The sequence below is a fragment of the Methylorubrum rhodesianum genome (genome assembly GCF_014199985.1).
In the GTDB taxonomy this organism is placed as follows: domain Bacteria; phylum Pseudomonadota; class Alphaproteobacteria; order Rhizobiales; family Beijerinckiaceae; genus Methylobacterium; species Methylobacterium rhodesianum.
This window is the reverse complement of the sequence record NZ_JACHOS010000007.1, coordinates 230,098-256,461: the sequence shown is the minus strand read 5'-3', so window position 1 is coordinate 256,461 and position 26,364 is coordinate 230,098. Positions and strand designations below refer to the sequence as shown.

The 26,364-nt window shown below is 68.7% G+C and carries 22 protein-coding genes; 6 read left to right on the top strand and 16 right to left on the bottom strand.

Annotation, left to right across the window (positions count from 1 at the left end):
- Nucleotides 1-42: 42 nt before the first annotated feature.
- The gene (locus tag HNR01_RS27900) at nucleotides 43-1,158 is read right to left on the bottom strand and encodes a calcium-binding protein (protein ID WP_183667925.1); all 1,116 of its coding nucleotides are present in this window, start codon (nucleotides 1,156-1,158) and stop codon (nucleotides 43-45) included.
- A 390-nt stretch (nucleotides 1,159-1,548) separates the two neighbouring features.
- Between HNR01_RS27900 and HNR01_RS12480 the strand changes: the two genes are divergently transcribed.
- Nucleotides 1,549-3,276, top strand: coding sequence for an adenylate/guanylate cyclase domain-containing protein (locus HNR01_RS12480; RefSeq protein WP_183667924.1), 1,728 nt, complete (start codon nucleotides 1,549-1,551; stop codon nucleotides 3,274-3,276).
- A gap of 9 nt (nucleotides 3,277-3,285) precedes the next feature.
- Here HNR01_RS12480 and HNR01_RS12475 read toward each other — a convergent pair whose 3' ends face one another.
- Nucleotides 3,286-4,485: an L-dopachrome tautomerase-related protein gene (locus HNR01_RS12475; RefSeq protein WP_183667923.1), complete on the bottom strand. Its 1,200-nt coding sequence runs from the start codon at nucleotides 4,483-4,485 to the stop codon at nucleotides 3,286-3,288.
- Nucleotides 4,486-5,091: 606 nt separating this feature from the next.
- Here HNR01_RS12475 and HNR01_RS12470 point away from each other — a divergent pair.
- Nucleotides 5,092-5,334, top strand: coding sequence for a hypothetical protein (locus tag HNR01_RS12470; protein ID WP_017486334.1), 243 nt, complete (start codon nucleotides 5,092-5,094; stop codon nucleotides 5,332-5,334).
- A 136-nt stretch (nucleotides 5,335-5,470) separates the two neighbouring features.
- Here HNR01_RS12470 and HNR01_RS12465 read toward each other — a convergent pair whose 3' ends face one another.
- From HNR01_RS12465 to HNR01_RS12445, 5 genes are all read right to left on the bottom strand, one after another.
- Entirely contained in the window at nucleotides 5,471-7,603 is a 2,133-nt protein-coding gene (locus HNR01_RS12465) for a sodium-translocating pyrophosphatase (RefSeq protein ID WP_026105802.1), read from the bottom strand.
- Nucleotides 7,604-8,549: 946 nt separating this feature from the next.
- Nucleotides 8,550-8,897 (bottom strand): hypothetical protein, encoded by a 348-nt coding sequence (locus HNR01_RS12460; RefSeq protein WP_183667922.1) that lies wholly within the window; start codon nucleotides 8,895-8,897, stop codon nucleotides 8,550-8,552.
- Between the two features lie 191 nt (nucleotides 8,898-9,088).
- Nucleotides 9,089-9,304 carry a hypothetical protein gene (locus HNR01_RS12455; protein WP_183667921.1) on the bottom strand — a complete coding sequence of 72 codons (216 nt, stop codon included), beginning with the start codon at nucleotides 9,302-9,304 and terminating at the stop codon, nucleotides 9,089-9,091.
- A 176-nt stretch (nucleotides 9,305-9,480) separates the two neighbouring features.
- The gene (locus HNR01_RS12450; protein ID WP_017486338.1) at nucleotides 9,481-10,701 is read right to left on the bottom strand and encodes an LL-diaminopimelate aminotransferase; all 1,221 of its coding nucleotides are present in this window, start codon (nucleotides 10,699-10,701) and stop codon (nucleotides 9,481-9,483) included.
- 176 nt (nucleotides 10,702-10,877) lie between these two features.
- Nucleotides 10,878-11,243, bottom strand: coding sequence for a hypothetical protein (locus HNR01_RS12445; protein ID WP_183667920.1), 366 nt, complete (start codon nucleotides 11,241-11,243; stop codon nucleotides 10,878-10,880).
- Between the two features lie 127 nt (nucleotides 11,244-11,370).
- On the opposite strand from HNR01_RS12445, the gene HNR01_RS12440 reads away from it, so the two are divergent.
- The gene (locus HNR01_RS12440; RefSeq protein ID WP_026105803.1) at nucleotides 11,371-13,188 is read left to right on the top strand and encodes a PHA/PHB synthase family protein; all 1,818 of its coding nucleotides are present in this window, start codon (nucleotides 11,371-11,373) and stop codon (nucleotides 13,186-13,188) included.
- 109 nt (nucleotides 13,189-13,297) lie between these two features.
- Nucleotides 13,298-15,115, top strand: a complete 1,818-nt coding sequence (locus HNR01_RS12435) for a cation:proton antiporter domain-containing protein (RefSeq protein WP_017486341.1) — start codon at nucleotides 13,298-13,300, stop codon at nucleotides 15,113-15,115.
- Nucleotides 15,116-15,128: 13 nt separating this feature from the next.
- On the opposite strand, the gene HNR01_RS12430 is transcribed toward HNR01_RS12435, so the two are convergent.
- The 6 genes from HNR01_RS12430 to HNR01_RS12405 form a co-directional block, all read right to left on the bottom strand.
- Nucleotides 15,129-16,268, bottom strand: a complete 1,140-nt coding sequence (locus HNR01_RS12430) for a helix-turn-helix transcriptional regulator (protein WP_183667919.1) — start codon at nucleotides 16,266-16,268, stop codon at nucleotides 15,129-15,131.
- Between the two features lie 377 nt (nucleotides 16,269-16,645).
- Nucleotides 16,646-18,820: a glycine--tRNA ligase subunit beta gene (gene glyS / locus HNR01_RS12425; protein ID WP_183667918.1), complete on the bottom strand. Its 2,175-nt coding sequence runs from the start codon at nucleotides 18,818-18,820 to the stop codon at nucleotides 16,646-16,648.
- Between the two features lie 128 nt (nucleotides 18,821-18,948).
- On the bottom strand, nucleotides 18,949-20,844 hold the full coding sequence (locus HNR01_RS12420; RefSeq protein WP_183667917.1) for a PhoX family protein: 1,896 nt from the start codon (nucleotides 20,842-20,844) through the stop codon (nucleotides 18,949-18,951).
- Between the two features lie 94 nt (nucleotides 20,845-20,938).
- Nucleotides 20,939-21,382, bottom strand: coding sequence for a DUF3828 domain-containing protein (locus tag HNR01_RS12415; RefSeq protein ID WP_183667916.1), 444 nt, complete (start codon nucleotides 21,380-21,382; stop codon nucleotides 20,939-20,941).
- A 1-nt stretch (nucleotide 21,383) separates the two neighbouring features.
- A complete protein-coding gene (locus tag HNR01_RS12410; protein WP_183667915.1) occupies nucleotides 21,384-22,322 on the bottom strand; it encodes a glycine--tRNA ligase subunit alpha in 939 nt (312 codons plus the stop codon).
- Nucleotides 22,323-22,403: 81 nt separating this feature from the next.
- Nucleotides 22,404-22,562 (bottom strand): hypothetical protein, encoded by a 159-nt coding sequence (locus HNR01_RS12405; RefSeq protein ID WP_017486347.1) that lies wholly within the window; start codon nucleotides 22,560-22,562, stop codon nucleotides 22,404-22,406.
- 251 nt (nucleotides 22,563-22,813) lie between these two features.
- Between HNR01_RS12405 and HNR01_RS12400 the strand changes: the two genes are divergently transcribed.
- Entirely contained in the window at nucleotides 22,814-23,056 is a 243-nt protein-coding gene (locus HNR01_RS12400; protein ID WP_183667914.1) for a hypothetical protein, read from the top strand.
- A 30-nt stretch (nucleotides 23,057-23,086) separates the two neighbouring features.
- Here the strand turns inward: HNR01_RS12400 and HNR01_RS12395 are convergent, their stop codons facing one another.
- Both HNR01_RS12395 and HNR01_RS12390 read right to left on the bottom strand, forming a co-directional pair.
- Nucleotides 23,087-23,650, bottom strand: a complete 564-nt coding sequence (locus tag HNR01_RS12395; protein ID WP_183667913.1) for a TetR/AcrR family transcriptional regulator — start codon at nucleotides 23,648-23,650, stop codon at nucleotides 23,087-23,089.
- 3 nt (nucleotides 23,651-23,653) lie between these two features.
- Nucleotides 23,654-24,118 carry a nuclear transport factor 2 family protein gene (locus HNR01_RS12390; RefSeq protein WP_183667912.1) on the bottom strand — a complete coding sequence of 155 codons (465 nt, stop codon included), beginning with the start codon at nucleotides 24,116-24,118 and terminating at the stop codon, nucleotides 23,654-23,656.
- Nucleotides 24,119-24,399: 281 nt separating this feature from the next.
- On the opposite strand from HNR01_RS12390, the gene HNR01_RS12385 reads away from it, so the two are divergent.
- On the top strand, nucleotides 24,400-25,413 hold the full coding sequence (locus HNR01_RS12385) for an acyltransferase family protein (RefSeq protein WP_246417487.1): 1,014 nt from the start codon (nucleotides 24,400-24,402) through the stop codon (nucleotides 25,411-25,413).
- Nucleotides 25,414-25,421: 8 nt separating this feature from the next.
- Here HNR01_RS12385 and HNR01_RS12380 read toward each other — a convergent pair whose 3' ends face one another.
- Nucleotides 25,422-26,282: a S49 family peptidase gene (locus HNR01_RS12380; RefSeq protein WP_017486352.1), complete on the bottom strand. Its 861-nt coding sequence runs from the start codon at nucleotides 26,280-26,282 to the stop codon at nucleotides 25,422-25,424.
- Nucleotides 26,283-26,364: the final 82 nt, after the last annotated feature.

The window sequence follows — 26,364 nt, the reverse complement described above, 5'->3', positions numbered from 1 at the left end:
GCCGACTCCGACCGCCTCTGCGGCGTGGCGTGGCGTCGTGCCTCACACGATCAAGGCAGCGGACAGCGCGTCCGTGAGATCGACGCCTTGCAGTATGACAAGCGTCTCGAAGCTATCCGCGCCTCCATCGCTGTCGAAGAGGAGTTGCGTCGATCCATCGACCGAGGCGAACGACAGCCACCCGTCTCCGAACGCGTCGGCAGAGGCTCCGACCTTGGCGAGCAGTCCCGACACGTCCAGCTTGTCCTTGGCCGCAATCGAGAAGTCGGTGATGGTGTCGGCACCCATCATGTCCAGTTGCACGAGATCGCCATAGACGAAGCGATCCGCTCCCGCGCCCCCGGTCATCACGTTCTGGTAGGCGCCGCTCTCCAGCGTGTCGCGCCCATCGCCGCCATCGAGGATATTGTGCCCTCGGCTGATGATGACGTCGTTGCCGGCGCCGCCGTAGAACTGGCTCGACACGTAGCGGTCATAGCCGCCGGTGAGGTGGTCGTTGCCGTCTCCGCCTTCGACGACCGCGCGTCCGACATTCACCGAAATCGTGTCGTTGCCGCTATCGCCGTAGACGTAGGCGGTCGATTTGGCGGCACCGATCGCGATCGTGTCATTGCCGTTTCCGCCGTGGATCCTGCCCAGCGCACTACCGATTCGGATGCTGTCGTTGCCGTCGTCGCCCGACAGCGTGCCGCCCGACATCGTGTTGATGTCGAACGTATCGCGATCGTCGCCTCCTTCCAGACGGCTCGCCTGAAGGAAGTCGAAGGTGAAGCTGTCGCGACCGGCATCGCCGTGCAGGGTCAGGCGGAATCCGTATGATCCCGCGCCGGTGAAGCTGTCGTCGCCCGACCCACCGAACGCCTCGATCCTGTCCAAGGGGATGCCCGGCTCCGGCGGCAGCAGGATGAACTGATCGTCGCCGCTCTCTCCGTACAAGAGGTCGCCGCTGCCACCGATCAGCGTATCCCGCCCACTCCCTCCCCAGAGGACGTCGGCGCCAGCGCCCCCGTCGAGCCGATCGTTGCCGGATCCGCCGTGAAGGGTATCGCTCCCAGCGCCGCCGGTCAGGCTGTCGTTGCCGCCAAGCCCGTCGATGACGTCATCCTCCGTTGTGCCCAGGAGGGTGTCGTTCGAATTCGTTCCGCGGATCGTCGGCATGTCTTGGGTCTTCCCTGAGGATTCGAATCCGGACAATCCTACCGCTTTGACTCGAACTTCCGCAGTCGCACTTCGGAGTTAGATCAATATCAGTTTCTATCTTCCGATATTTCGATCCGACACGATCGGGACTGACCGCGCATTGTCAAATTTTAGAAGCATTCGAACCTGCTTTTTGTCTGAACGAGCGTGCTTCTAAAACCTGCACGACGTCGAGCGTGGGTCCTCGATCGCGTTCGGAGGCTGTCGCGACGCCGTCACGCAGGATGCCGGCGAGCCGCGCCTGACGGCGAAACGTCCGCCATGTGGTCGCGGCAGACGTCTTCGTCGTTGCGCCGCGCCACGCTATGAAGGTCGCAGAAACGGCGTTCAAATCAGGGAGCGGGAGCGGTGGGGCAGGCGGCGCGTGCGGGTTCTGGCCGCCCCTTCCGCCTGCACTGGCCGGGCCGCCCGAGCGTGCGGCAGCTTCGCCTCGGCAGCGGCCTCTTACTGTTCGCCTACGTGCTCACGCATCTGCTGGTCCATGCGCTGGGCAACGTCTCCCTCGGCGCGCTGGAGGCGGGGCTCGCCGTGAAGGTCGCGCTGTGGCGCACGCCGCCCGCCGTGCTGCTCCTCTACGGCGCGCTTCTCATCCACCTCGTCCTCGGCCTCCACGCCTTCTACGAGCGGCGCTTCTACCGGGTGCGGCCGGCGGAGACCGCACAGCTCCTGCTCGGCCTCGCGGTGCCGGTACTGCTTCTCAGCCACGTCGTCGGCACCCGTCTCGCCTGGAGCCTGGAGGGGCTCGACCGGGGTTATCCCCAGGTTCTCTACGCCACCTGGGTCGCCGCGCCGGGCCAGGGCATGATGCAGGCGACCGGCCTCGTCGTGGCGTGGCTGCACGGCTGCTTCGGCCTCTACTTCTGGCTCCGGCTCAAGCGCGGCTTTCCCCGCGCCGCGCCGTGGCTGCTCGCGGGCGCGGTGCTCGTGCCGGTGCTGGCGCTCCTCGGCATCGTCCAGGGCGGACGCAGCGTGGCGCTGCTCGCCGCCGATCCCGCGTGGCGGGCGCAGGAACTCGGAGCGAACCATTTCGGCCTGAAGGAGCAGGGAGAGCGGCTCTCCGCGATCCGCCGCGACTTGTTCTCGGCCTATATGACGGCGCTGGGGCTCGTCGTGCTGGCCCGCGGCGCCCGGACCTTGGCCGAAACGCGGGGCGGCTTCGTGCGCATCGGCTATCCCGACGGGCGCACCGTCCGGGTGCCACGGGGCAGCAGCGTCCTGGAGGCGAGCCGGCGCGGGCGCATCCCGCATGCGAGCGTGTGCGGCGGCCGGGGCCGCTGCTCGACCTGCCGGATCCGGGTGGTCGATCCGGAGCGCAGCCGCCACCTGCCTGAGCCGGAACGGGCGGAGCGCCTCGTCCTCGAACGCATCGGCGCGAGCCCCGGCATCCGCCTCGCCTGCCAGCTCCGGCCGGCGGCCGACCTCACCGTCGCGCCACTGTTCACGCCGCAGGCCCGCGCCCGATCCGTCCCCGACACGGAGCGGGCCGCGACCGGCGAGGAGCGGTTCGTCGTCGTACTGTTCGCCGACCTGCGCGGCTCGACCCGGTTCGCCGAGGAGCACCTGCCCTACGACACCGTCTTCGTCATCGGCCGCTTCCTCGGCGCGGTCGGCCGGGCGGTGCGCGAGGCAGGCGGATCGGTGAACCAGCATCTCGGCGACGGGCTGATGGCGATCTTCGGTCTCGACCGCGACCCGAAACACGCCGCCCGCGCCGCCCTGAAGGCGGTCGACGGCATTGCGGCCCAGGTGGAGCAGCTGAACCGCATGCTCGCCGCCGATCTCGGCGAGCGCCTGCGCTACGGCGTCGGTCTGCATGCGGGCCTGGCCATCGTCGGCGAACTCGGGGACGAGACCGAGTCCCGCTTCACGGTTCTCGGCGACACGGTCAACGTCGCCGCGCGGCTCGAGGGCCTGACCGGGCCGATGCGCCAGGTCGCGATCGTCTCGGAAGCCGTCTACGCGGCCGCCGGCCTCGCCCCCGGCCCGCTTCAGGAACTGACGCTGACGGGGAGGGCCCAGCCGCTCCGGGCGCACTTGATCGGTGCCGGTGCTCCGGCCGCCCTCCAGGACGGCTGAGCGCTCCGATCAGCGACCCGTCGCGGTTCCGGCGGATCCGGTCGCGTCGGCGGGCAACGGCTTGATGGCCCAGAGTTCCGTTGGCAGGCTGACCGGCGCGCCGGGTTTGTAGTCGGCCGAATCCTGGATGTGCGAGGTGGTGACGTAGATCGTCCCGTCCGGCCCCTCGCTGAACGTGTCCGGCCAGCGCAGGGCGGGATCCTGCACCAGGGTCGTCAGGCCGTCCCCCTTTCCGGCATTGCCGCCGGAGAGGTCGCGCACCTTCACCGCGTTGTCCTGGGGCGAGGTCACGTACATCCGCCCGTCGCGGCGGGCGATCTGCAGGCCGTCGGCGACACCATTCTCTCCGACCTTCGCGACCTTGCCCGAGAGACTCTTGTCGGTGAGGGTGTCGGGCACCACCGAGGCGGCGGTCCAGCCAGTCAGGGCATCGGTCGGCAGGCTGTAGAGCGTCTTACCCTTGATCGCCTGCCAGTAGAGCGTCTTGCCGTCGTTCGAGAGGGCGATGCCGTCGGCGGCGAACGCCACGCCGCGCCCGTCGGGTCGGCGCAGCGGCTTGCCGTCGTAGCTCACGGTCACCGATGTGTCGGGCATGGTCGACGGGTCACCCGAGAGGATGCGCTTGGCCGTACCGCCCTCGAGATCGACGACGATCAGCGCGCCTTCGGCACCGGAATCGGTGAGGTAGGCGGTCTTGCCGTCCGGCGAGATCCGCACGTCGTTGAGATAGGAGGCCTGGAGCACCGTGTCGGGGTCGAAGGAGATCGTCTTGACCACCTTGTTGGTCTTCAGGTCGATCCCGACGAGCTTCGGCCCGTCCTTGATCACGTGCGCCATGGCGGGCGCCGCGGCGTCCACGACCCAGAGCCGGTCCCGCCCATCGGCGACGACGCTCTGCACGCAGACGAAATGGTCCCTGGGCGGCAGTTCGTCGGCCCGCGCGTTGCGCCACGCGTTCCACCGCTCGTCTGGATAGGGGACCGGCTTGCCGTCCTTGAGTTCGGCCATCGAGATCGGCGCGTCCTCGCTCCAGCGCGGAAAGTTGACGAAGATGCGCCCGTCGCGGGCGACGGTGACGCCAGTGACCTGATGCTCGAAGCCCGCCACCTTGGTGAGCACGGCCTTCCCCTCCTGGGCCGAGGCGGGGAGGGGGCTCGCCATCGTCCCCGTGAGCAACGCCACGGCGAGAACGGTCAGGGATCGGGTCATGGTCGGCAAGCTCCGCTGAGAGGATCGAGCGCACACTCTCGGCGCAACCCCAGCCCCGCCGGCCGAGGTCCCTCACAAAACCGTTGCTCTCTCCGTTGCCCTCTCGAAAGCTCCGGCATGACGGATCCCGCGCTCCGCCTGCATCGGCGAGTCGAGGGGCGGCGCGAATCGGCGGCAGAGCGCGGAAAGGCGGTCGTCGGCGCAGTGCCGGCAGCCCCGCCGATCGCGGCCGGCGCCTATCTAGGCGGCCGGTCCGACGGGACCTCCGAGCGGCCCAAGCAGACACCGCTTAGGCCTGCCATACGCGGCCGATACTGCGGACCGCGAGCGATCGGCTGCGATCTCGCTCTCATGCGGCGTCGGTGTCCCGATACCGTTCCGCCCGCAGATCGGGACAGCCGTTCTTCGCAGCCCCGTGTCTCAGCGGATCCGTCGCGGTGGACCGTGTGTACACGCGAAGGTTCGGGTGAAAGCCCATGATCCGGCGGTCCGTCGTGGATCTTCGATCGCCCCGGCAAAAGGATCGAGTGCGTCGCCAAATTCGTCGGAACGGTTCAGGTTCGACCGCCGTTACTGGCGCAGAATTGTCCGATACGGAGGATTTTCATGCGCAAATCCCTTCTCGCTGCGGCCGCTGTTCTGACGCTCGCCGGTGTCTCGGGCGCCTCCGCCCAGACCACCGTGATCGAGCGTGACGCCCCGGACCGGGTCGTTGTGGACCGCCCCGCCACCACCTCCTCGACCACGGTCGAGCGGCGTGAGCGTACGGACGGCTGCTCCAGCAAGACCGTCACGAAGGAAAACGACATGGGCGACCGCAAGACGGTGACCAAGGAAGCCTGCGACTGATGCACTTCCATCGTCCCGAAAGCCGGCAGACGGCTTTCGGGACGATTCCGACACAAGGGGCTGGAGCTACAGTCCTGGAATAGAACAACCCGCCGCGGGTGCCCGCGGCGGGTTGTTCTTTTCGGGCGTTGTCGGCTCAGGCGTGCGCGAGCACGGCGAGCAGGAGCAGCGCGATGATGTTGGTGATCTTGATCGCCGGGTTCACGGCGGGGCCGGCCGTGTCCTTGTAGGGGTCGCCGACGGTGTCACCGGTCACGGCCGCCTTGTGCGCGTCCGAGCCCTTGCCGCCGTGGTGGCCGTCCTCGATGAACTTCTTGGCGTTGTCCCAGGCGCCGCCGCCCGAGGTCATCGAGATCGCCACGTAGAGGCCGGTCAGGATGACGCCGAGCAGGGAGGCGCCGACGGTGGCAAACGCCTGGCTCTTGCCCGCGATCGGCTGGATCACGAAGAACAGCACGATCGGCGTCAGCACCGGCAGGAGCGAGGGGATGATCATCTCCTTGATCGCGGCCCGGGTCAGCATATCGACGGCGCGGCCGTAATCGGGACGATCGGTGCCCTGCATGATGCCGGGCTTGGCCCGGAACTGGCGCCGGACCTCCTCCACCACCGCACCGGCGGCGCGTCCCACCGCCGTCATGGCGATGCCCGCGAACAGGAACGGGATCAGGCCGCCGAGCAGGAGGCCGACCACGACGTAGGGGTTGGAGAGCGAGAAATCGACGGAGACCCCCTGGAAGAAGCGGTACTGCGTCGGGCTCGCATTGGCGATGAAGTAGTTCAGGTCCGAGGTATAGGCGGCGAACAGCACCAGGGCACCGAGGCCGGCGGAGCCGATGGCGTAGCCCTTGGTCACCGCCTTGGTGGTGTTGCCCACCGCATCGAGCGCGTCGGTGGCCTTGCGCACCTCGGAGGGCAGGCCGGCCATCTCGGCGATGCCGCCCGCGTTGTCGGTGACCGGGCCGAAGGCGTCCAGCGCCACGATGAAGCCGGCCAGCGCCAGCATCGCCGTGACCGCGATGGCGATGCCGAACAGACCGCCGAGCGCGTAGGTGGCGATGATGCCCGCCACGATGACAATGGCCGGCAGCGCGGTCGATTCGAGCGAGATCGCGAGCCCCTGGATCACGTTGGTGCCGTGACCGGTGACGGAGGCGGTGGCGATCGACTTCACCGGGCGGAAATTGGTGCCGGTGTAGTACTCGGTGATGACGACGATCAGCGCGGTGATGAGGAGGCCGAGCACCGCGCAGCCGAACAGCGCCCCCGAGGTGAAGGTGAGGCCTGTATTCGTCGTGAAGGTGGTCGAGAATCCGCCGAACAGGGCGAGGTTCACGCCGGCGATGGCCACGATCGAGAGCACGCCGGCCGCGATCAGACCTTTGTAGAGCGCCCCCATGATCGACTGGTTGGCGCCGAGCTTCACCGCGTAGGTGCCGATGATCGATGTGACGATGCAGGCCGCGCCGATCGCCAGCGGGTAGAGCATCATCGCCTCCAGCACGGCAGCGTTGCCGGCGAAGAAGATCGCGGCGAGAACCATGGTGGCGACCACCGTCACCGCATAGGTCTCGAACAGGTCCGCGGCCATGCCGGCGCAGTCGCCGACGTTGTCGCCGACGTTGTCGGCGATGGTGGCCGGATTGCGCGGATCGTCCTCGGGAATGCCGGCCTCGACCTTGCCGACGAGGTCGCCGCCGACATCGGCGCCCTTGGTGAAGATGCCGCCGCCGAGGCGGGCGAAGATCGAGATCAGCGAGGCGCCGAAGCCCAGGGCCACCAGCGCGTCGATGACCTCGCGGCTGCCCGGGGCGAGGCCGGCGCCGCGGGTGAGGAACAGGTAGTAGAGCGCGACGCCCAGCAGCGCGAGCCCCGCCACCAGCATACCGGTGACGGCGCCGGACTTGAAGGCGACCTCCAGGCCGCCGCCGAGCGACTGCGTGGCAGCCTGGGCGGTGCGGACGTTGGCGCGAACCGAGACGTTCATGCCGATGAAGCCGGCCGCGCCCGAGAGTACCGCGCCGATCAGGAAGCCGATGGCGACCTTGATGCCGAGGAAGAAGGCCAGGAGGACGAAGAGGACGAGGCCGACGATGCCGATGGTGGCGTATTGGCGCCTCAGATAGGCCTGCGCGCCCTCGGCGATGGCGCCCGCAATCTCCTGCATGCGCTGCGTGCCCGCATCCCTTCGCATCACGTCACGGATCGTCACAACACCGTAGGCAACGGCGCAGAGCCCGCCCACGATGATCAGCAAAAGTGCGGTCATGCGTGCGTCCTTGGATTTTGATGGAAGTGTGCCGAGCTTGGCCGGGATGGCCATTGGACGTCGCTCGGTTTGAGGCGCCCTCCCTGGAGAAGCGGAACTTGATTGCCAAACTTCGGCGTTCAGCGCAAATGCCTCGTGCCGTTGAGAACCTTTCGAAACGGCCAAGATGCAAGATAATGACAATTTTCGAATTGCTGCAGCGCAATCGCTGCATTGCAGGATGAGGATGTGAGGGGTCTCCTCAACTCATCCGAGGAGAGCGGCGCGGACTTTTCGCAACCCTGTAAGTGACGGCGAACGCCCGACGGATTGCTGTCCCGCCATGCCCTGTCCCCGTCGTTTCCGATTGCAGAGATCGCTTGCGTCGAACCTACCGAGGCGCGGAAGCAGCGCGCAGGCCGTATGCCTCAGGCAGCAGCCGATCGGCCCTTCAGGGATGGCGAGACGCGAGTCGTGCGCCGGTGCCGTTTGAACGGAGCGCGATTCGCTCGTGACACGGTCTGCGGCATCGATTCGCAACAGGTCGCCGGTCGGAGAAGAGGCAGATATCGACCCGATTCGCTGCTTCCGGAATTGGCACTCCAAGAGCGATCCGAGACGGATGCGCGAGCAAGGGCCGTGTCGCGGGCAGCCGCTTCTCACCCACAGACGGGTGCAGGGAGCGGATCCAAGCGAAGAGGGCGCGGGGCGGCGAACGTCCCTCCCGCGTCGGCACTAAGGACGGGTCGAGTCCCGCGCCCGGCGCGCCCGTTCGAGGGTCGCGGCCGATCCACCTCCGGGTTCGGCCGCCGCCTGGATGAGGGGTGTGAGCTCGGTCACGGCCCTGTCGTTGAGCCCGAAATCCAGCGATCGATCGCGTGATGCCGGGGCAGGTGCTCGACCGCGGGACGCGGCCGATCACGAGTCTCCGCCGCCAAGCGGCGCCGATGGCAGTCGGATGGGTGCGTCAGCGCAGGGGCGGGGACTTGTAGGCTGGGGCTAGGACGTAGCCGTCCGAGTTGCGGCGCGGGCCCTGCGGCGTCGCGATGAGCACGTTGCCGAAGTAATCGTTGCCGGTCGGGCCGAAACTGCCGCCGTTCATGACGGTCGGCACCGGCACGGCGCCGATGGCGCGCAGATCCTGGCCTTCGGTGCTGATCGGCGGTCCGCGGAAGCGACCGGTGTCGGGATCGACCTGATGCACCACGGGGGCCCGCGCCTCGCCGTAGGGACGGTCCTGCAGGTTCTGGGCCTCAGCGCCCGGGGCGGCGAGCCCGAGGAGAGAGGCGGCAAGGAGGAGGCGGGCACGGGCCACGGGCTTGCTCCGTCGTTGGAGTCTCTTGCGCCGAGCGAGTGCCGCCCGGCCTGAGAGCGCATCGACACTGGGAATGAGCCGACGCCGCTCGCAGCGCAGTCGGATCGGGCTGGCGTCTCGAAGCTGCGATCAAACCCCGGGACGTGACAAGGAAAGGTTGACGGACAGGGTTGACGGATCGGCCGTCAGCCTCAGCCTTTCGACTGCAGGACGACGCGCGGCTCGCGCAGCACGGGCGTGCAATCCGACTTGTAGGCGTTCAGCGGCAGCGGGGTCGAGCTGCAGGAATAGGCCTCCTCCGGCAAAGGGGCGGGCACGGGATCGCGCGCCACGATCGGATGGGGGGCGCAGGCTCCGGTGGCGGCGCCGGCGAGCGCCAGGGCGGCGATGAGCTTCAGGCGGCGCATGCGGGTCCTCGAAACACGTCGACCCGCCGGGACGGCCCGGCGGCGGAACGGGAGAAGACCCTGCGGACACGGAGGCTCACTGACAAGCTTCTCCCCCCCGATGGGCAGGCGAACAGGGCCGTTTGCCCGGCCCTGTCGCCCCACCGCAACAACCTGCGGCAGGAGAACCTTCCGGCTCAGACCGCCTTCTGCATCGGCACCACGTTGTGGAGCGTGCGGTCGGCGTTGTCGAAGAAGCGGCGAACGTTGCGCGCCGCCTGCCGGATCCGCTGCTCGTTCTCGACGAGCGCGATGCGGACATACTCGTCGCCGTGCTCGCCGAAGCCGATGCCCGGCGCCACCGCGACGTCCGACTTCTCCAGGAGCAGCTTGGAGAATTCCAGGCTGCCGAGCTCCCGGAACTTCTCCGGGATCGGCACCCAGGCGAACATCGAGGCCTCCGGCGTCGGCAGCTTCCAGCCGGCCTTGCCGAAGGATTCGATCAGGGCGTCGCGGCGCTTCTTGTAGGTCGCCCGCATCTCCTTGATGCAGTCGTCCGGCCCGTTGAGCGCGGCGGTGGCCGCGACCTGGATCGGCGTGAAGGCGCCGTAATCGAGGTAGGACTTCACCCGCGTCAGCGCCGCAAGCAGTCGCTCGTTGCCGACCGCGAAGCCCATGCGCCAGCCCGCCATCGAGAAGGTCTTGGACAGCGAGGTGAACTCCACCGTGCAATCCATGGCACCCGGCACCTGCAGCACGGAGGGTGGCGGGTTCTTGTCGTCGAAATAGACCTCGGCATAGGCGAGATCCGAGAGCAGGATCAGCTCGTGCTTCTTCGCGAAGGCGACGAGGTCGCGGTAGAAGTCGAGGCTCGCGACGTAGGCCGTCGGGTTCGAGGGATAGCAGACCACGAGCGCCACGGGCTTCGGGATCGAATGGACGACCGCCTTCTCCAGCGCCGGGAACATCGCCGGGGTCGGCTCGGCCGGCACGGAGCGGATCACGCCCCCCGCCATCAGGAAGCCGAAGGCGTGGATCGGGTAGCTCGGGTTGGGAACCAGCACCACGTCGCCCGGCGCGGTGATCGCCTGGGCCATGTTAGCGAAGCCTTCCTTCGAGCCCAGCGTCGCCACCACCTGCGTCTCGGGGTTGAGGCTCACCCCGAAGCGGCGCTGATAGTAGCCGGCCTGGGCCCGGCGCAGGCCGGCGATGCCCTTGGAGGCGGAGTAACGGTCGGTGCGCGGCTTGCCGGCGGTCTCGACGAGCTTCTCGATGACGTGGCGCGGGGCGTCGAGGTCGGGGTTGCCCATGCCGAGATCGATGATGTCGGCGCCACGGGCTCGGGCGGCGGCCTTGATCCGGTTCACCTGCTCGAAGACGTAAGGCGGAAGGCGCTTGATGCGGTGGAAATCGGTCATGGCGTCGATCTGTCCGGTGTCGCGAACCCTCCTCCCGCGGGGAATCGTCGGCGGTGAGGAGTCGGTCTGTTTACCACCGACGCGCCCGCGCGCCGATACGAAATCTCAATCCCGGCATCTCGCCCCGTATCACGATGCCGGACCCTGCCCTCGGTCCGGCGATCGAAGCGGGTTCCTCACTGCACCGGGTTCGGCGCGAGGCCCTTCGCGGCGTCCTTGGCCGCCCCTTCCGCCGCGCGCCCCTTAGCCTCGTTGCGGTTGCGCGCGCCCTCGAGTTCCGCCTGCAGCGCGCTCTGCCCGGCCGGGTTGCGGGCGCGGATGGCGCGCCGGGGCGCCGATTCGCCCACCGGCAGGTAGGTCGCGTCGCTCTTGCGGGATTGCGCCACGAAATCGGGCGCCTCCACCGGCTTGATGCCGGAACCCGTGCTGACCATCGCCGCCTTCAACGGATTGACGTCGCTCGAACAACCGCCGGCCGAGGCCACGGCGGCGGCGACCGGCAGGACCAGAACAATGGCGCGGGCGGCACGGCGCAAGATCATGACAACGGGCTGAAAATCGATCCTGGAGCGGGCGACATCTGCTGGGTGGAGCGTTAATTTGTCGGAAACGAGGCTCGGGCCGTCCGGAAGGGGCGGAATGCGGGCGCACCCTGGGAGGACGTGTCGCGTGGCCACGGAGCGGATGAGCCCGGCAACGCCGGAATTCGAGAGGATCGCGCACAGCGCGAATCAACTTGCGGAGGCATTCCGGCAATCGGCGGCGGCCAGCCTGAAACCGTTCGAGCAGGCGGGACAGGGAACGCTGCAGCCGGGCGCGAAGCTTCAGGGCGCCGACGAGATCGACGAGATGACCCGCACCCTCACGCGGGTCGCCGAGACGTGGCTGAAGGATCCCGAGAAGGCGCTGCAGGCCCAGACCAAGCTCAGCCAGTCCTTCGCCGCCCTCTGGGCCTCGACCCTGAGCCGGATGCAGGGCGCGCCCGCCGCGCCGGTCGCCGAGCCCGAGGCCAAGGACAAGCGCTTCGCCCACGCCGATTGGAGCGCCAATCCGCTCTTCGACATCATCAAGCAGAGCTACCTGATCCTCGGCCGCTGGGCGGAGGAAATGGTCGAAACGGCGGAGGGGATCGACGAGCACACCCGCCACAAGGCCGAGTTCTACCTGCGCCAGCTCCTGTCGGCCTACTCGCCCTCGAACTTCGTGATGACGAATCCGGAACTCCTGCGCCAGACGCTGGAGGAGGGCGGTGCCAACCTGATGCGCGGCATGAAGATGCTGCAGGAGGATCTGGAGGCGGGCGGCGGCCAGCTCCGGGTGCGCCAGACGGATCTCAACGCCTTCACCTTCGGCGAGGACGTCGCGGTGACGCCCGGCGAGGTCATCTTCCGCAACGAGCTGATGGAGTTGATCCAGTACGCGCCCAAGACCGAGACGGTGCTGAAGCGCCCGCTGCTGATCGTGCCGCCCTGGATCAACAAGTACTACATCCTCGATCTCAACCCGAAGAAGAGCCTCATCGGCTGGATGGTCTCGCAAGGGATCACGGTGTTCGTGATCTCCTGGGTCAACCCGGACGAGCGCCACCGCGACAAGGACTTCGAGTCCTACATGCGAGAGGGCATCGAGACCGCCATCGACATGATCGGCGTGGCCACCGGGGAGACCGAGGTCGCGGCGGCGGGCTACTGCGTCGGCGGCACGCTGCTCGCCGTGACGCTGGCCTATCAGGCGGCCACCGGAAACCGCCGCATCAAGAGCGCGACCTTCCTCACGACCCAGGTCGACTTCACCCATGCGGGCGATCTCAAGGTCTTCGCCGACGAGGGGCAGATCAAGGCGATCGAGGAGCGGATGGCCGAGCGCGGCTATCTGGAAGGCGCGCGCATGGCCAACGCCTTCAACATGCTCAGGCCCAACGACCTGATCTGGTCCTACGTCGTCAACAACTACGTCCGCGGCAAGGCGCCGGCGGCCTTCGACCTGCTGTACTGGAACGCCGACGCCACCCGGATGCCGGCGGCCAACCACTCGTTCTACCTGCGCAACTGCTACCTCAACAACACCCTCTCCAAGGGGCAGATGGTGCTCGGCAACGTGCGCCTCGACCTGAAGAAGGTGAAGGTGCCGGTCTTCAATCTCGCCACCCGCGAGGACCACATCGCCCCGGCGCTCTCGGTCTTCGAGGGATCGGCCAAGTTCGGCGGCAAGGTCGATTACGTGCTGGCCGGCTCGGGCCACATCGCGGGGGTCGTCAACCCGCCGGGCCCGAAGGCCAAGTACGGCTTCCGCACCGGCGGACCGGCCCGGGGCAAGTTCGCGGACTGGATCGAGAAATCGACGGAGCATGAGGGCTCGTGGTGGCCCTACTGGTTCCAGTGGCTGGAGGAGCAGGCGCCCGAGCGTGTTCCCGCCCGCGTTCCCGGAACGGGGGCGCTGCCCTCCCTCGCCCCGGCGCCCGGCACCTACGTGCGCATGAAGGGGTGAGGAATCGACAGGAACCGTGCATCCACCGCATCGCTGTTGCGGACACGGGACCGTGATTTGCCTTATCTGATCCTGGGGCCGGCTTCCGCCCCAGGAGGATCGAAGCAGGGTGCAGCACGCGACCGAACTCATCTCGATCATCGCGCTCGGTCTGGTCTGCGCATTCATCGGCGGCATGCTGGCGCAGCGGATCCGGCTCCCGCCCTTGGTCGGCTACCTCGTCGCCGGCATCGCCATCGGTCCCTTCACCCCCGGCTTCGTCGGCGATCCGGCTCTGGCGAGCCAGCTCGCCGAACTCGGCGTCATCCTGCTGATGTTCGGCGTCGGCCTGCATTTCTCCATCGGCGATCTGCTCGCGGTGCGCACCATCGCGCTGCCCGGTGCGATCGTGCAGATCGCGGTGGCGACCGCGATGGGCGCCGGCCTCGCCTGGGGCTTCGGCTGGGGCGCGGGGGCAGGTCTCGTCTTCGGGCTGGCGCTCTCGGTGGCGAGCACCGTCGTGCTGCTGCGGGCGCTCGAGGGCCGCGGCCTGCTCGATACCGATAAGGGCCGCATCGCCGTCGGCTGGCTGATCGTCGAGGATCTCGCCATGGTGGTGGCCCTCGTGCTTCTGCCGGCGCTGGCGCCCTCTCTGGGCGGGGAGGCGGCGGGGATGGTGGGCCACCACGTCGCTTCCGATCACGGCCTCTGGGTCACGCTGGGCCTGACGCTGGCGAAGGTCGGCGTGTTCATCGCGGTGATGCTGATCGGCGGCCGCCGGATCGTTCCCTATCTGCTGGCACTGGCCGCCCGCACCGGTTCGCGGGAGCTGTTCACCCTCGCGGTGCTCGCGAGCGCCGTCGGCATCGCCTACGCCTCCTCCGAACTGTTCGGCGTCTCCTTTGCGCTCGGAGCCTTCTTCGCGGGGATGGTGCTCGCCGAATCCGACCTCAGCCACCAGGCGGCCGCCGATTCCCTGCCGCTGCAGGACGCCTTCGCGGTTCTGTTCTTCGTCTCGGTCGGCATGCTGTTCGATCCGGGGATCGTCCTGCGCGAGCCGCTCTCGATCCTCGGCGTGGTCGGCGTCATCGTGCTGGGCAAGTCGCTCGCGGCCATCGCCATCGTGCTCGCCTTCGGCCATCCCGTGGGTACGGCGCTCACCATCGCCGCCAGCCTCGCGCAGATCGGCGAGTTCTCGTTCATTCTCGCCGGCCTCGGCATCGCCCTGAAGCTGCTTCCGCCGGAAGGGCGCGACCTGATCCTCGGCGGCGCGCTCCTGTCGATCACCTTCAATCCGCTGTTCTTCGTGCTGGCCGACCGGGTGTCGCGCTGGCTCGGCGAGCGGCCGGATCTGAGCCGCCGCCTCGAGCGCCGTGCCGCCGCGCCGCTGCCGGTGAGCACCGCCGCCCCAGCGATGAGCGGCCATGCCGTGATCGTCGGCTACGGCCGCGTCGGCAGCGCCATCGGCAAGGCGTTGCAGGATTGGAACCTGCCCTTCGTGGTGGTGGAGCGAGACCGACGCCGGGTCGAGGAATTGCGGATGCAGGGCGTGCCGGCGGTGTTCGGTGACGCCACGGCGCCGGGGATCCTGGACGCCGCCGACATCGCCTCGGCCCGCCTCGTCGTCATCGCCACCCCCGACCCGCACCAGGCGCGGCGGCTGCTCGCCAAGGCCCGCAAGGACAATCCTGGCATCGACAGCGTCGTGCGCACCCACAGCGACAGCGAGCGGCGCCGGCTGGAGGAGGACGGCGTCGGCCTCGTCCTCATGGCCGAGCGCGAACTGGCGCTCGGCATGATGACCTACGCGCTGCGCAGCCTCGGCGTGCGCGAGGGCGAGGCGCGGCTGTTCGTGGATTCGAGCCGCTCGGAGGGGCAGGTCGCCCCGGTCTCCGAGCCCGAGCAGCCGGTCCCGGAGCTGCGTCAGCGGCGGGACGAGCCGGAATAGGTCGGGGTGCGCGTCAAAGGCTGTCGAGGCGGGTGATGAAGACCGCGAGCTCGCTCTGGCGACGGATCGCGAGCTTGCCGTAGACGGCCTTGAGCTGGCTGCGCACCGTGCTCTCGCCGACAGCGAGCTGGTCGGCCACCTCCCGCGGCGCCGCGCCCCGCCCGACCAGGGCGGCGACCCGCGCTTCGGCCCGGGTGAGGCCGAGCTGCTCCAGCAGCGGTTCGATCGGACGCGTCGCCGGCGCGAGCAGATCGCGCAGGAGCAGGATGACGCCGCCTCCGAGCCCGGCGCCGGCCGCCGGAAGCGGGTCGTCGCCGCGCAGGGGAAGCGCCTCGACATAGAGCGGACGCCCGCCGCCCCGGCGGCGCAGGAGGAGGCGGTCCTGCCGCGGCCATGTCTGCTCCGGCAGAACGTCGCTCAGGAAGCGATCGAAGCGCCCCCCCTCGATCGGCTCCGCGGCGGCCGGTACGGCACCGGTGCGCAGGATGAGATAGCCCGTCGCCAGACGCTCGGCCGCCGGGCTGACGAGCCGGATCCGGCCGCGGGGATCGAGGACGATGAGACCGGCCCGCATCCGTTCCAGGGCCGAGGTCAGCCCCTCCGTCTCCCGGCGCAGATCGCCGACGAGCGCCGTGAGCCTGAAGGCGCGGATGACGTGCGGTCCGACGAGCCCCAGCCGCTCGATCTCCGCGCCCTCGAACGGGCCCTTCCGCACATCGCGCGGAGCGCTGAACGACAGGGTGTAGCGGTCCATCGGGTCGGCGCCGACATAGGCGCAGAGATTGCCAAGGCGGTGGCGCTCGATGAAATGCTGGAAGAACGGATCGGCCCGCTTCTCTTCGGCCGTGAGATACATCTCGTCGACCGTGACCGTGCCCGGCCGCATGATGCCGCGCGCCCGGCCGAGGCGGATGCGCGTGTCGTGCTGCCACCAGCCGCCGACGCCGTAATCGAGGTTCACGTCGGCGATCCGCCCGGATGCCAGGGTCTGCGCCGTCCGCACGGGATCGTGCGAGACGATCACGCCCCCGCGCGCGCCGACCGCATCGGCGATCCCGTCGAGCGCGTCGGACCACGCGCCGGACCGCGTCTCGGGCTCGAGGGCGGCCGCGTAGCACGCGTCGATCAGGGCAAGTGGGTCGAAAGCCGACATCGCCGACACGAGAGCCCGCGCCGGTCGGCCCGCGGCGGAAACCGCCCGCCGCGGGCTCGCCCGAATGTTGAGAGGCGGATTCACCGATCAGGTCGTTTCAACCGGCTCGGACCCGCTTCCTTGGAAGAAAGTGAATCAATCTGAAGCAGGTTTCGCGTCGGACGGCGACAGCCGATCGGAAACAATGAGGCTTCCGGAGGATGCCATCCCCAGTTGTCTCGCGATGAGGGAGCGCGGCACCTCGCTGATGGATGAGCACCGCCAACCTCAGGACCGCCGAGCCAGCGATGGGCCGCCGCGGCCTGTCCGGCTCTCGTCGCTGCCGCGTACTCGTGGCAGATCGGAGCGGAGAGACATCCTCCGCCCGCCGCCTTTGCTCAGCCCTCGATGCGCGAGAAGTCTGCGACCTCGCGGGTGGCCGCGCGCAGGGCGTTGAGGAGCAGGAGCCGGTTCTGGCGAAGGGCCGGATCGTCGGCGTTGACGGTGACCTTCTCGAAAAAGGCGTCCACCGGCGCCCGCAGGCGCGACAGCGCCCGCATCGCCCCGGCGAAATCTTCGGCCGCCACTGCCGCCGACGCCTCCCGCCGGGTCTCGGCAAGCGCCTCGGCGAGCGCCCGCTCCTCCGGCTGGCCGGACGACGCGAGCGCCGCATCGGGGACGGCGTCGTAGGAACGGCCGTCCTTCTTCTCCTCGATGCGCAGGATGTTGGCCGCGCGCTTGTAGCCCGCGAGCAGGTTCTTGCCGTCATCCGTGCCGAGGAATTCACCCAGCGCCTCGACACGGCGGACGACCATCAGCAGGTCGTCCTGACCGGGCAGGGCGAAGACGGCGTCGATCAGATCGTGGCGGGCCCCTTGGTCGCGCAGATAGACCTTGAGGCGGTCGGCGAGGAAAGCGAGGAGATCCTTCGCCCGCGGATCGGTCAGATCGGTCTCGCCGTCGAGCGCGTCGAGGGCGGCAGCGCCCGACAGGTCGAGCACCACGGCGGACTTGCCCGGCAATTCGTCGAAGGCATCCCAGATCGGCCCGTCGAGAAGCGGCAGGCGCAATCCGTTCTCGAGGATCAGGCGGATCACGCCGAGCGCGGCGCGCCGCAGACCGAACGGATCCTTGCTACCCGTCGGCTTCTCGTCGATCGACCAGAATCCGGCGAGCAGATCGAGCTTGTCGGCCATCGCGACCGCGATCGAAACGATCTCCGTCGGCACACGGTCGCTCGGGCCGAGCGGCTTGTAATGCTCCTCGATGGCGGCCGCGACGCGGGGATCCTCGCCCTGCAAGGTCGCATATTTGCGGCCCATCAAGCCCTGAAGCTCCGGAAACTCGCCGACCATCTCGGTCACGAGATCCGCCTTGGCGAGGCGCGCGGCCCGCTCGACGAGATCGAGGTCGAACCGGATGTCGATGGCGGAGGCGATCCGACGGGCCAGGCCGGCGATGCGGTTGACCCGCTCGCCCTGCGTGCCGAGCTTCTCGTGGAAGACGATCGAATCGAGCTTCGGGAGGCGGTCCTCCAGCCTCACGGCCTTGTCGGTTTCCCAGAAGAACTTCGCGTCGGAGAGGCGGGCGCGCACCACGCGCTCGTTGCCGGCGGTGATCGCCGCGCCGCCGTCCGAGGCGAGAAGATTCGAGACCAGTACGAAGGCCGGTGCCAGTTCCTCGGAACCGGATTTGCGCAGCACGAAGCACTTCTGATTGGCGCGGATCGTCGCGCGGATCGCCTCGGCCGGGATTTCCAGGAAGCGTTCCTCGAAGGCACCCATCAGCACCACGGGCCGCTCCACCAGCCCGGCGACTTCCTCCAGCAGGCCCTCATCCTCGACGAGGTCGAGGCCGCGGGCGAAGGCCAGATCCTTGGCGTCGTGCAGGATGATGTCCTTGCGCCGGTCGGCGTCGAGGATCACATCGGCCCGCTCCAGCGCCTGCACGTAGTCGTCGAAGCGGCGCACCTCGAACGGCTCCGGCTTCAGGAAGCGGTGGCCGCTGGTGGTCGTGCCGGCGGCAATGCCGTCGACCGAGAACGGCACGACGTCCGGCGTCTCGGTCTCGGGGCCGAAGGTGGCAACGATCGATTGCAGCGGGCGCACCCAGCGCAGGGAACCGGGCTGGGCCGAGGCCGCGCCCCAGCGCATCGATTTCGGCCAGGGGAAATTCCGGATGATGCCCGGCAGGATCTCGGCCAGCACGTCGATCGTCTCGCGGCCGGGCCGCTCGATCACCGCGAGGTAGAACTCGCCCTTCTTCGGGTCGGTGACGGTGGTGGCCTGATCGAGGCTCGACAGCCCCGCGCTCTTCAGAAAGCCCTGCAGAGCCGCCTCGGGGGCACCGACGCGCGGGCCGCGCCGCTCCTCGCGTACGGCCTCTCCGCGGGCGGGCAGTCCGGCGACGTGCAGCGCCAGCCGCCGCGGCGTCGCGAACGCCTTGGCGCCCTCGTAGAGGAAACCTCGCTCGACCAGCGCGTCGGTGACGAGCTTCCTCAGATCCTCGGCCGCGCGCCGCTGCATGCGCGCGGGGATCTCTTCGGAGCGGAGTTCGAGCAGAAGGTCAGGCATGCGCGCGGGAATAGCCCTCCGCTCAAGCCGCGTCGAGACGGGAGATGGACGTCATCTGTCACCGCGCGCGCTTCGTCATCACGCGCGCCAGCGAAGCGATGGCGGGGGGCGTTTCGGCCCGCCCCTTCTCACCCGATCGGCCCGCCCCCTTTCCGCGTCACCGCCACCACCGACGGCCGCGGCGGCATGTCGGGCGAGAAATCCGGCCAGCGGGTGGACGGCTTCTGGTAGGAACCGAGCGCGCCTTCCTCGTCGGGTTCGCCGGGATGCTGGACGGCGACGAAGAAGGTCTCGTCGTCGGGGGTGAAGCAGGGGCCGCACATCTCGGCTCCCACCGGAACCCGCAGGAAGTGGCGCGCGGTGCCCCGGCGCGGCCCTTCCGTCTCCACCGCCCAGATACCGTCGGCCCGGCCGGTGGCACGGCGGTTGTTGCCGTCGGTGGCGATCCAGAGTCGGCCGCGCCCGTCGAAGGTGCAGTTGTCGGGCATGCCGAACCAGCCGTTCTCGGTGGTCAGCGCGGAGAAACTCGCCTTCACCTCGGGCTTGGCCGGGTCGCCGCAGCGCACCAGCACCTCCCAGCGGAAGGTCTCGGCACCGTGGTCGGTCTGGTCGGGAGCGATCTCGATGACGTGCCCGAAGGCGTTGGGGCCGCGCGGGTTGCTCGGGTCGGTCTGGTCGGCCGTGCGCTTCACGTTGTTGGTCAGCATCACGTAGACCCGGCCGGTGCGCGGGTTCGCCTCGATGTCCTCGGGCCGGTCCATCGGCGTGGCGCCGAGCCTCTTGGCGGCGCGGCGGGTCTCGATCAGCACGTCGGCCTGGGACGCGAAGCCGTTCTCCGCATCGAGCCCGTTCGCGCCATGCACCAGCGGCAGCCAGCGGCCGGTGCCGTCCGACTCGAACCGGGCGACGCTGAGCGTGCCGGAATCGAGGAGATCGGCGTTGGCGCCGCGCTCCGCCTGCAGGCGCCCGGCGCTGACGAAGCGGTAGACGTGCTGGAAGCGCTCGTCGTCGCCGAGATAGACGACGTAGCGCCCGTCGAGAGTCCGCGCGCCCGCCGCGCCCTCGTGCTTGAACCGGCCGAGCGCCGTGCGCTTCCTCGGAGTCGAGCCCGGATCGAACGGATCGATCTCGACCACCCATCCGAACCGGTTCGGCTCGTTGGGCGTCCGCGCGAGATCGAAGCGCGGATGGAAGCGGCTCCAGGCGTATTGCAGGCTGCCCATGCCCATCGCCTTGGCATTGCCGGCCTCCGGATGCCCTGCGGGCAGGGCGCCGCCGAAGTAGTAGTTGATGTTCTCCTCGCCCGAGAGCCACGTCCCCCAGGGTGTGATGCCGCCCGAACAATTGTTGATCATGCCGAGCACATGACGGCCGCTCGGATCGTCCTCGGTGACGAGGCGGGGATGGCCGGCCGCCGGCCCGGTGAGATCCATCGGCGTCCGCGCCGTGATGCGCCGGGTGTAGGGCGAGCCGAGCACCGGGCGCCAGCCTTCCGCGCCGCGGACGATCTCGACCACCGAACCGCCATGGGCGGCCATCTCGACCGCGACCTGATCCGGGCTCAAGGCCGCGGTCACGGCCTTGCGGTCGGCCGCATCGAGACCGGGAAACATCAGCTCGGCATTGGTGTATTCGTGGTTGACCACGAGCAGGCCGCGCCGACCCTCGGTCTCGAGCGGGATGAAGCCGACGAAATCGTTGTTGTAGCCGAACTGGCGCTCTTGGCCCCCGGCGCTCTGCCGCCTCGGGTCGAAGGCGGGGGCATCGGCAAACAGCGGGTCGCCCCAGCGCAGCAGGGGCTTCGCCTCGTAGCCCTCGGCCACGTGCAGGTGCTCATCGACGCCGGCCGCGAGTTCCGGGAAGTCGAAGGCGGAACCGTCGGCCGCCGCGGCAGGCGAGGCGACGGCCTGCGGCGCGACCCCGGCGGCGAGCGCGGCGGCCAGCGAGCCGCGCATCAGGTCGCGCCGGGAGAAGCGGTGCGCGATCACCGCGTCGAGGGTTGGGGCGTCGGGCATGTCGGACATCGTTGCGCGTCTCATCAGCCTGCGAGAGTCGGCGCGCCTACGCCCGTCAGATGTCGCTTCGATGACGAAACAGCTTTGGGTGAGGGGCGGCGCGCTACGGAAGCGGCGCCGACAGGAGGGCGACGAGATCCCAGGTCTCGCCCTTCACCGATCGGACATTGGCGATCTTCCACGCGCCCGCCTCGCGCACCAGGCTGTAGCGCAGCTCCTGCGGGCCGCCGTTGCGGAATCGCGCCCGCACCTCGGCCCGGTCCCCGTCATTCGAGAGCGCTGCGAGCGCCAGCGATCGGGCGAAGCCCGCCTCGGTGTCCTGGCCGTTGACGTGAAAGGCGAAGCCGAGCCGCCCGACCTCTCCGTCGGCCTCGCGCCGGTCGCGCTCGTAGAGTTCGCGCAGTCGCTTCGCGTAGAAGCGCACGGCATTGATGTCGTCCGCCGCGTAGAAGGCCTGCACGGCCTCCACCGGGTCGGCCGCAGATTGTGCGAAGACCGGACCGGCCAGAAGCCCGAAGGCCAGCGCCAGGACGGCGCGGCGGCGCATCTCAGGCCGCCGCCGCGTGGCCGCCGGCCTCGGTCTTCAGCCACGCCGCGCCGCAGGCCTTGGCGAGTTCGCGCACCCGCAGGATGTAGCTCTGGCGCTCGGTGACCGAGATCACGCCGCGGGCATCGAGCAGGTTGAAGACATGGCTCGCCTTGATGCACTGGTCGTAGGCCGGCTGCACGATGCGGTGGCGGGCGCCCTCGCTCTCGGGGGCGCCGGCTTCGAGATAGAGGCGGCAGGCCTTCTCGGCGTCGGCGAAATGGCGGAACAGCATCGCCGTGTCGGCGGCCTCGAAGTTGTGGCGCGAATATTCCTGCTCGGCCTGGAGGAAGACGTCGCCGTAGGTGACCTTGTCCTCGCCCTCGCCGCCGTTGAAATTGAGGTCGTAGACGTTCTCGACGCCCTGCACATACATCGCGAGACGTTCCAGGCCGTAGGTCAGCTCGCCGGCGACCGGGGCGCATTCGAAACCCGCGACCTGCTGGAAATAGGTGAACTGGCTCACCTCCATCCCGTCGCACCAGCATTCCCAGCCGAGCCCCCAGGCACCGAGCGTCGGACTCTCCCAATCGTCCTCGACGAAGCGGATGTCGTGGAGCTTGAGATCGACGCCGATCGCTTCCAGGGAGGCGAGGTAGAGCTCCTGCAGGTTCGGCGGGTTCGGCTTCAGGATCACCTGGAACTGGTAATAGTGCTGCAGCCGGTTCGGGTTCTCGCCGTAGCGGCCGTCCTTCGGACGCCGCGAGGGCTGCACGTAGGCCGCCTTCCAGGGCTTCGGGCCGAGCGCCCGCAGGGTGGTGGCCGGGTGGAAGGTGCCGGCACCGACCTCCATGTCGTAGGGCTGGAGGATCACGCAGCCCTTGGCCGCCCAGAAGCGCTGCAGGGTGAGGATCAGGCCCTGGAACGAGCGTGTGGGCGAAAGGTCGGCGTCGCTCGACATGGCAGATCCGGCAGGAGGGAAACTGCCGGACCGTTTAAGAGCGGGGGGCGGGGTGTCAAGCGAACCCGCCTCCTGGCTCATTCAGGTCCGCGGTGCAGAGCGGTTGAAGGTCCGCCGGTCCTTGCGCTCCTTCGGTGCGGCCTCGATCGCGGGCTTGGCCGCCAGGAGACGCTTCACGCGTTCGTTGAAGTCGGACGAGGTGACGGGGCGTGCGCCCCCCTTTTCCGGAGCAAGTGCCATATCGGCCTCCGCTTGAACGCCCAAGGCACGGGATTGCGCGGAGGGTCACCTTCATATGGGGCGCCGGCCACCATTTGCGAACCGGATGCGCCGGGCGGGGTATGCGGCGAGCCCTCGGTGCGTGCCGGCACATCTTTTTACGATCCGCGGGCTCAGAGCGGGAACGGCAAAGCTTTCAGCCAAGTTAATGCGGCAAAGGAACAGCCCCGCTTCACCGCGACGGTCGAGCGGATACCAATTTGAGACAGATCATGCGCAAGGGATTGACTGTTTTCGCCGCTCTCGTCGCGGCCGCTCTCGCCACCACATCGCTGGTGATGGGTGCATCGAACGCGCTTGCCACGCCGGATGGCACCACGGCGGTGGAGAAGACGGTGGCGATCACGCCGGTCGAGATCGCCCCGGTCGCCGCCATGCCGGCGGCCGAGACCTGCACCCGCAAGGTCCGGGTGGTCTATTCCGGCTACTCGGCCCCGGCCGGCTGCGCGCGCTGAGCCGCAGCGCCATCAGGATGACGCCGAGCCTCAGGCGGTACCGAGGCAGCGCGCCCGCAACCCCGTCAGGATCCGCTCGAAAACGTCGGGCCGGTCGAGGGCGCGAGCCAGCACCACCGCTCCCTGGATGCCGCCCACGGCCTCCTCGGCGATGGCGCCAGCCGCCTCCGGACCGTGTCCCGCGCGGGCGAGGGCTGCGGTGAGCGCTTCGACCCAGCGGGCGAAGTAGTCCCGGAGGCGACCGGCGAAACGGTCGCGGGCATCGCTCAGGCTCAGGGCGCCGACCAGGCAGACCCGACGGCCGGAGCGGAAATACTCGGCGGTCGTCGCGAACATCGTCGCCACGGCCGCCCTCGGGTCGTTCGTCTCCCGCAGGGGACGGAAGACGTTGGCCTCGAACCAGCCGTCGATCTCGGCGAGCACGGCTACCGCCATCTCCTCCTTCCCTCCGGGGAAGAAATGATAGAGGCTCCCTTTGCCGAGCCCGGTCGCCTTCGAGATCAGCGACAGGCTCGCTCCCTCGTAGCCGTGCTCCCGAAACACCTCCGCAAGCAGCGGCAACACGTCGGACCGCTCGGCGACGGTGCGAGCCACGCGCTACAGCCCGAGATCGCTGAGGGACGGATGGTCGTCCGGCCGGCGGCCGATGGGCCAGTGGAACTTCCGGTCGGTCTCCGCGATCGGCAGATCGTTGATGGAGGCGATCCGGCGGCGCATCAGGCCCGCCTCGTCGAATTCCCAGTTCTCGTTACCGTAGGAGCGGAACCACTGGCCGCTGTCGTCACGCCACTCGTAGGCGAAGCGCACGGCGATGCGGTTGCCCTGATGCGCCCAGACTTCCTTGATCAGCCGGTACTCCAGCTCTCGGGCCCACTTTCGCCGCAGGAAGGCGGCGATCTCCTCCCGACCCTTCACGAACTCGGCCCGGTTCCGCCAGACGCTGTCGGGCGTGTAGGCGAGGGCGACGCGCTCCGGGTCGCGACTGTTCCAGGCATCCTCCGCCATGCGCGCCTTCTGCGCGGCGGTCTCGTCGGTGAAGGGCGGGAGCGGGGGACGGGGCATGGCAAGCCTTTCTGTACCGATCAGTACGAATGATACCGATCGGTACAGTAACTCGACTTCGGCGACAAGCCCGGGCTCGGATCGGGCAGGCGGAAGCCCTCCGCCGGGCCACGGGTGCAGAGTTTTCCAAGGAGTGAAAACCCCAACCGAATACCAGTCCATTCTGATGTGCAGCCGGCTCTAACAGATTAGAAACGGTCCTCAGGGCAATTCTTCAGCCCGACCGCCAGCGAACGCTTTGAAACTCCATGTCCGGAGCACTCCGCCTGCTTCTCGCCGTCATGGTGATCCTGAGCCACTTTGCCGGCGATCCGTATTACAAGCACTTCGGCTATTATTCCGTCAGCGTCTTCTTCATCCTATCCGGATTCGCCATCACGGCAGCGTTGAATGAGGTTTATGCGTTCGATCTCAAGCGCTTCTGGATAAATCGAGCGCTAAGGCTCCTGCCGCTCTACTACATCACCTTGGCAGCAACCCTGGGAACGGTTCTCGCTCTTCCCGGCGAAACGGCGCGGTTCTCCACGCACTGGGCCGGACCAAGCCTCCACGACTTCTGGCTCAATCTCTTGCTGCTGCCGATGATGAGTTGGGAACACCAATTCCGCCTCGTCATGCCGGCCTGGTCCGTCGCGGTCGAGATTTTGATGTACGCTTATCTCTCACTCGGATTCGCGCGCAGGAAGTCCTATGCCACCTGGCTGTTCGCGACCGCCGTGGTGTTCCATGCCCTCACAGCTCTGGGCGGAGACGGCTGGCATACCCGCTACTTCGACCCGCATGGCGCGACCCTCGGCTTCTCCATCGGAGCCCTGATCTACTTTCAACGCAAGCAGCGCCTGTCGAAGATCTCACCTCGAGCCGTCCCGCCCCTGCTGATGCTCTGGATCGCCAACATGATCTGCGGCGGTTGGATACTCTCCGACGACTACGTCCGCCTCGGAGGATTCTACCTCAACAGCATCATCGGTGCCGCGCTCGTCGCAGCCCTCGCGGATTGGAGGCCGGCCGCGACGCTGCGCGTCGTGGACGCGCACATGGGGGAACTGGCCTATCCCGTCTTCCTCTGCCACTGGCTGGCCGGGTTCGCCGTCGCGCTGGCGGCTTTCTCGCCCGAGGTGCGGGGAACCGGCTTCGCTCTTGCCGCGATCCTCGCCTCGCTCGGCATCGCCGTCGTGATGGCGTCTCTGAACGCGCGGTGCATCGAGCCGATGCGCCGAAACATCCGGCGAGGGGCGGGGATCACGGTGCCGCGTACGCGCGGGGGCGGTGCGGTCACCGCCGCCGGAGCATGATCCCTCGTCTACAATCCCAACCTTGCCCAGGCGGCGCGCTCCTCCACCGCCGCAATCAGCGCATCGGGGAGTCCGGCGGCCGTCTGGCCGGGACCGGCACGGCGCAGCAGGCGGGCGAGCCATGAGCCGCGGGTCTCGGCCACGAGCCGCAGTTCGACCTTCTCGCCGTAGCGGGCGCGCAACGTCCCGCGCAGGTCGCCGAGCGCATCGACGAGGCCGAGTTCGAGCGCCTGCCGTCCGGTCCAGACCGCGCCGGTGAACAGGTCACGGCTCGCATCGAGCTTAGGCCGCCGCTCGCGTACGAGGCCGGTGAACAGGGTCTGCACATCGGCCTGAATGTCCTTCAGCCGGGCGACGTCCTGCGGGTTCTCCGGCCTGAAGGGATCGAGCATCGCCTTGGCTTCGCCCTGGGTATGGACGCGGCGCTCGATGCCGATGCGCTCGATCAGCCGGTCGAAACCGAAGCCGGCCGAAACCACCCCGATGGAGCCGACGAGCGAGGCGGGATCGGCGACGATCTCGTCGGCGGCACAGGCGATCATGTAGCCGCCCGAGGCCGCGGCATCCTCCACGAAGGCAAAGACCTTGATCTCCTTCTCCGCCGCGAGCGCTCGGATGCGGCGGTAGATCAGGTGGGATTGTACCGGGGAACCGCCGGGCGAGTTGATGACGAGGGCCACCGCCGACAGCCCCGGCATGGTGAAGGCGCGTTCCAGGCTCGGCGCCACCGTAGCGATGGAGAGGCCCGGCCGGAGCGGCGAGACGGTGCCGATCACGCCGCTCAGGCGTACCACCGCGACCCGCGCCGGAGGCTTGCGGAAACGGCCGGGCAGGAGGAAGCGCAACCAGGTCGGGATGGTCAGCGGCATGGCGGCTTCTTTTCGCGGCTTCGTTCCGAGGTCGCAGAGAGCGCCGCCCTCGGGGGGCGGACCGATCCTCCGTTAGCAGGAC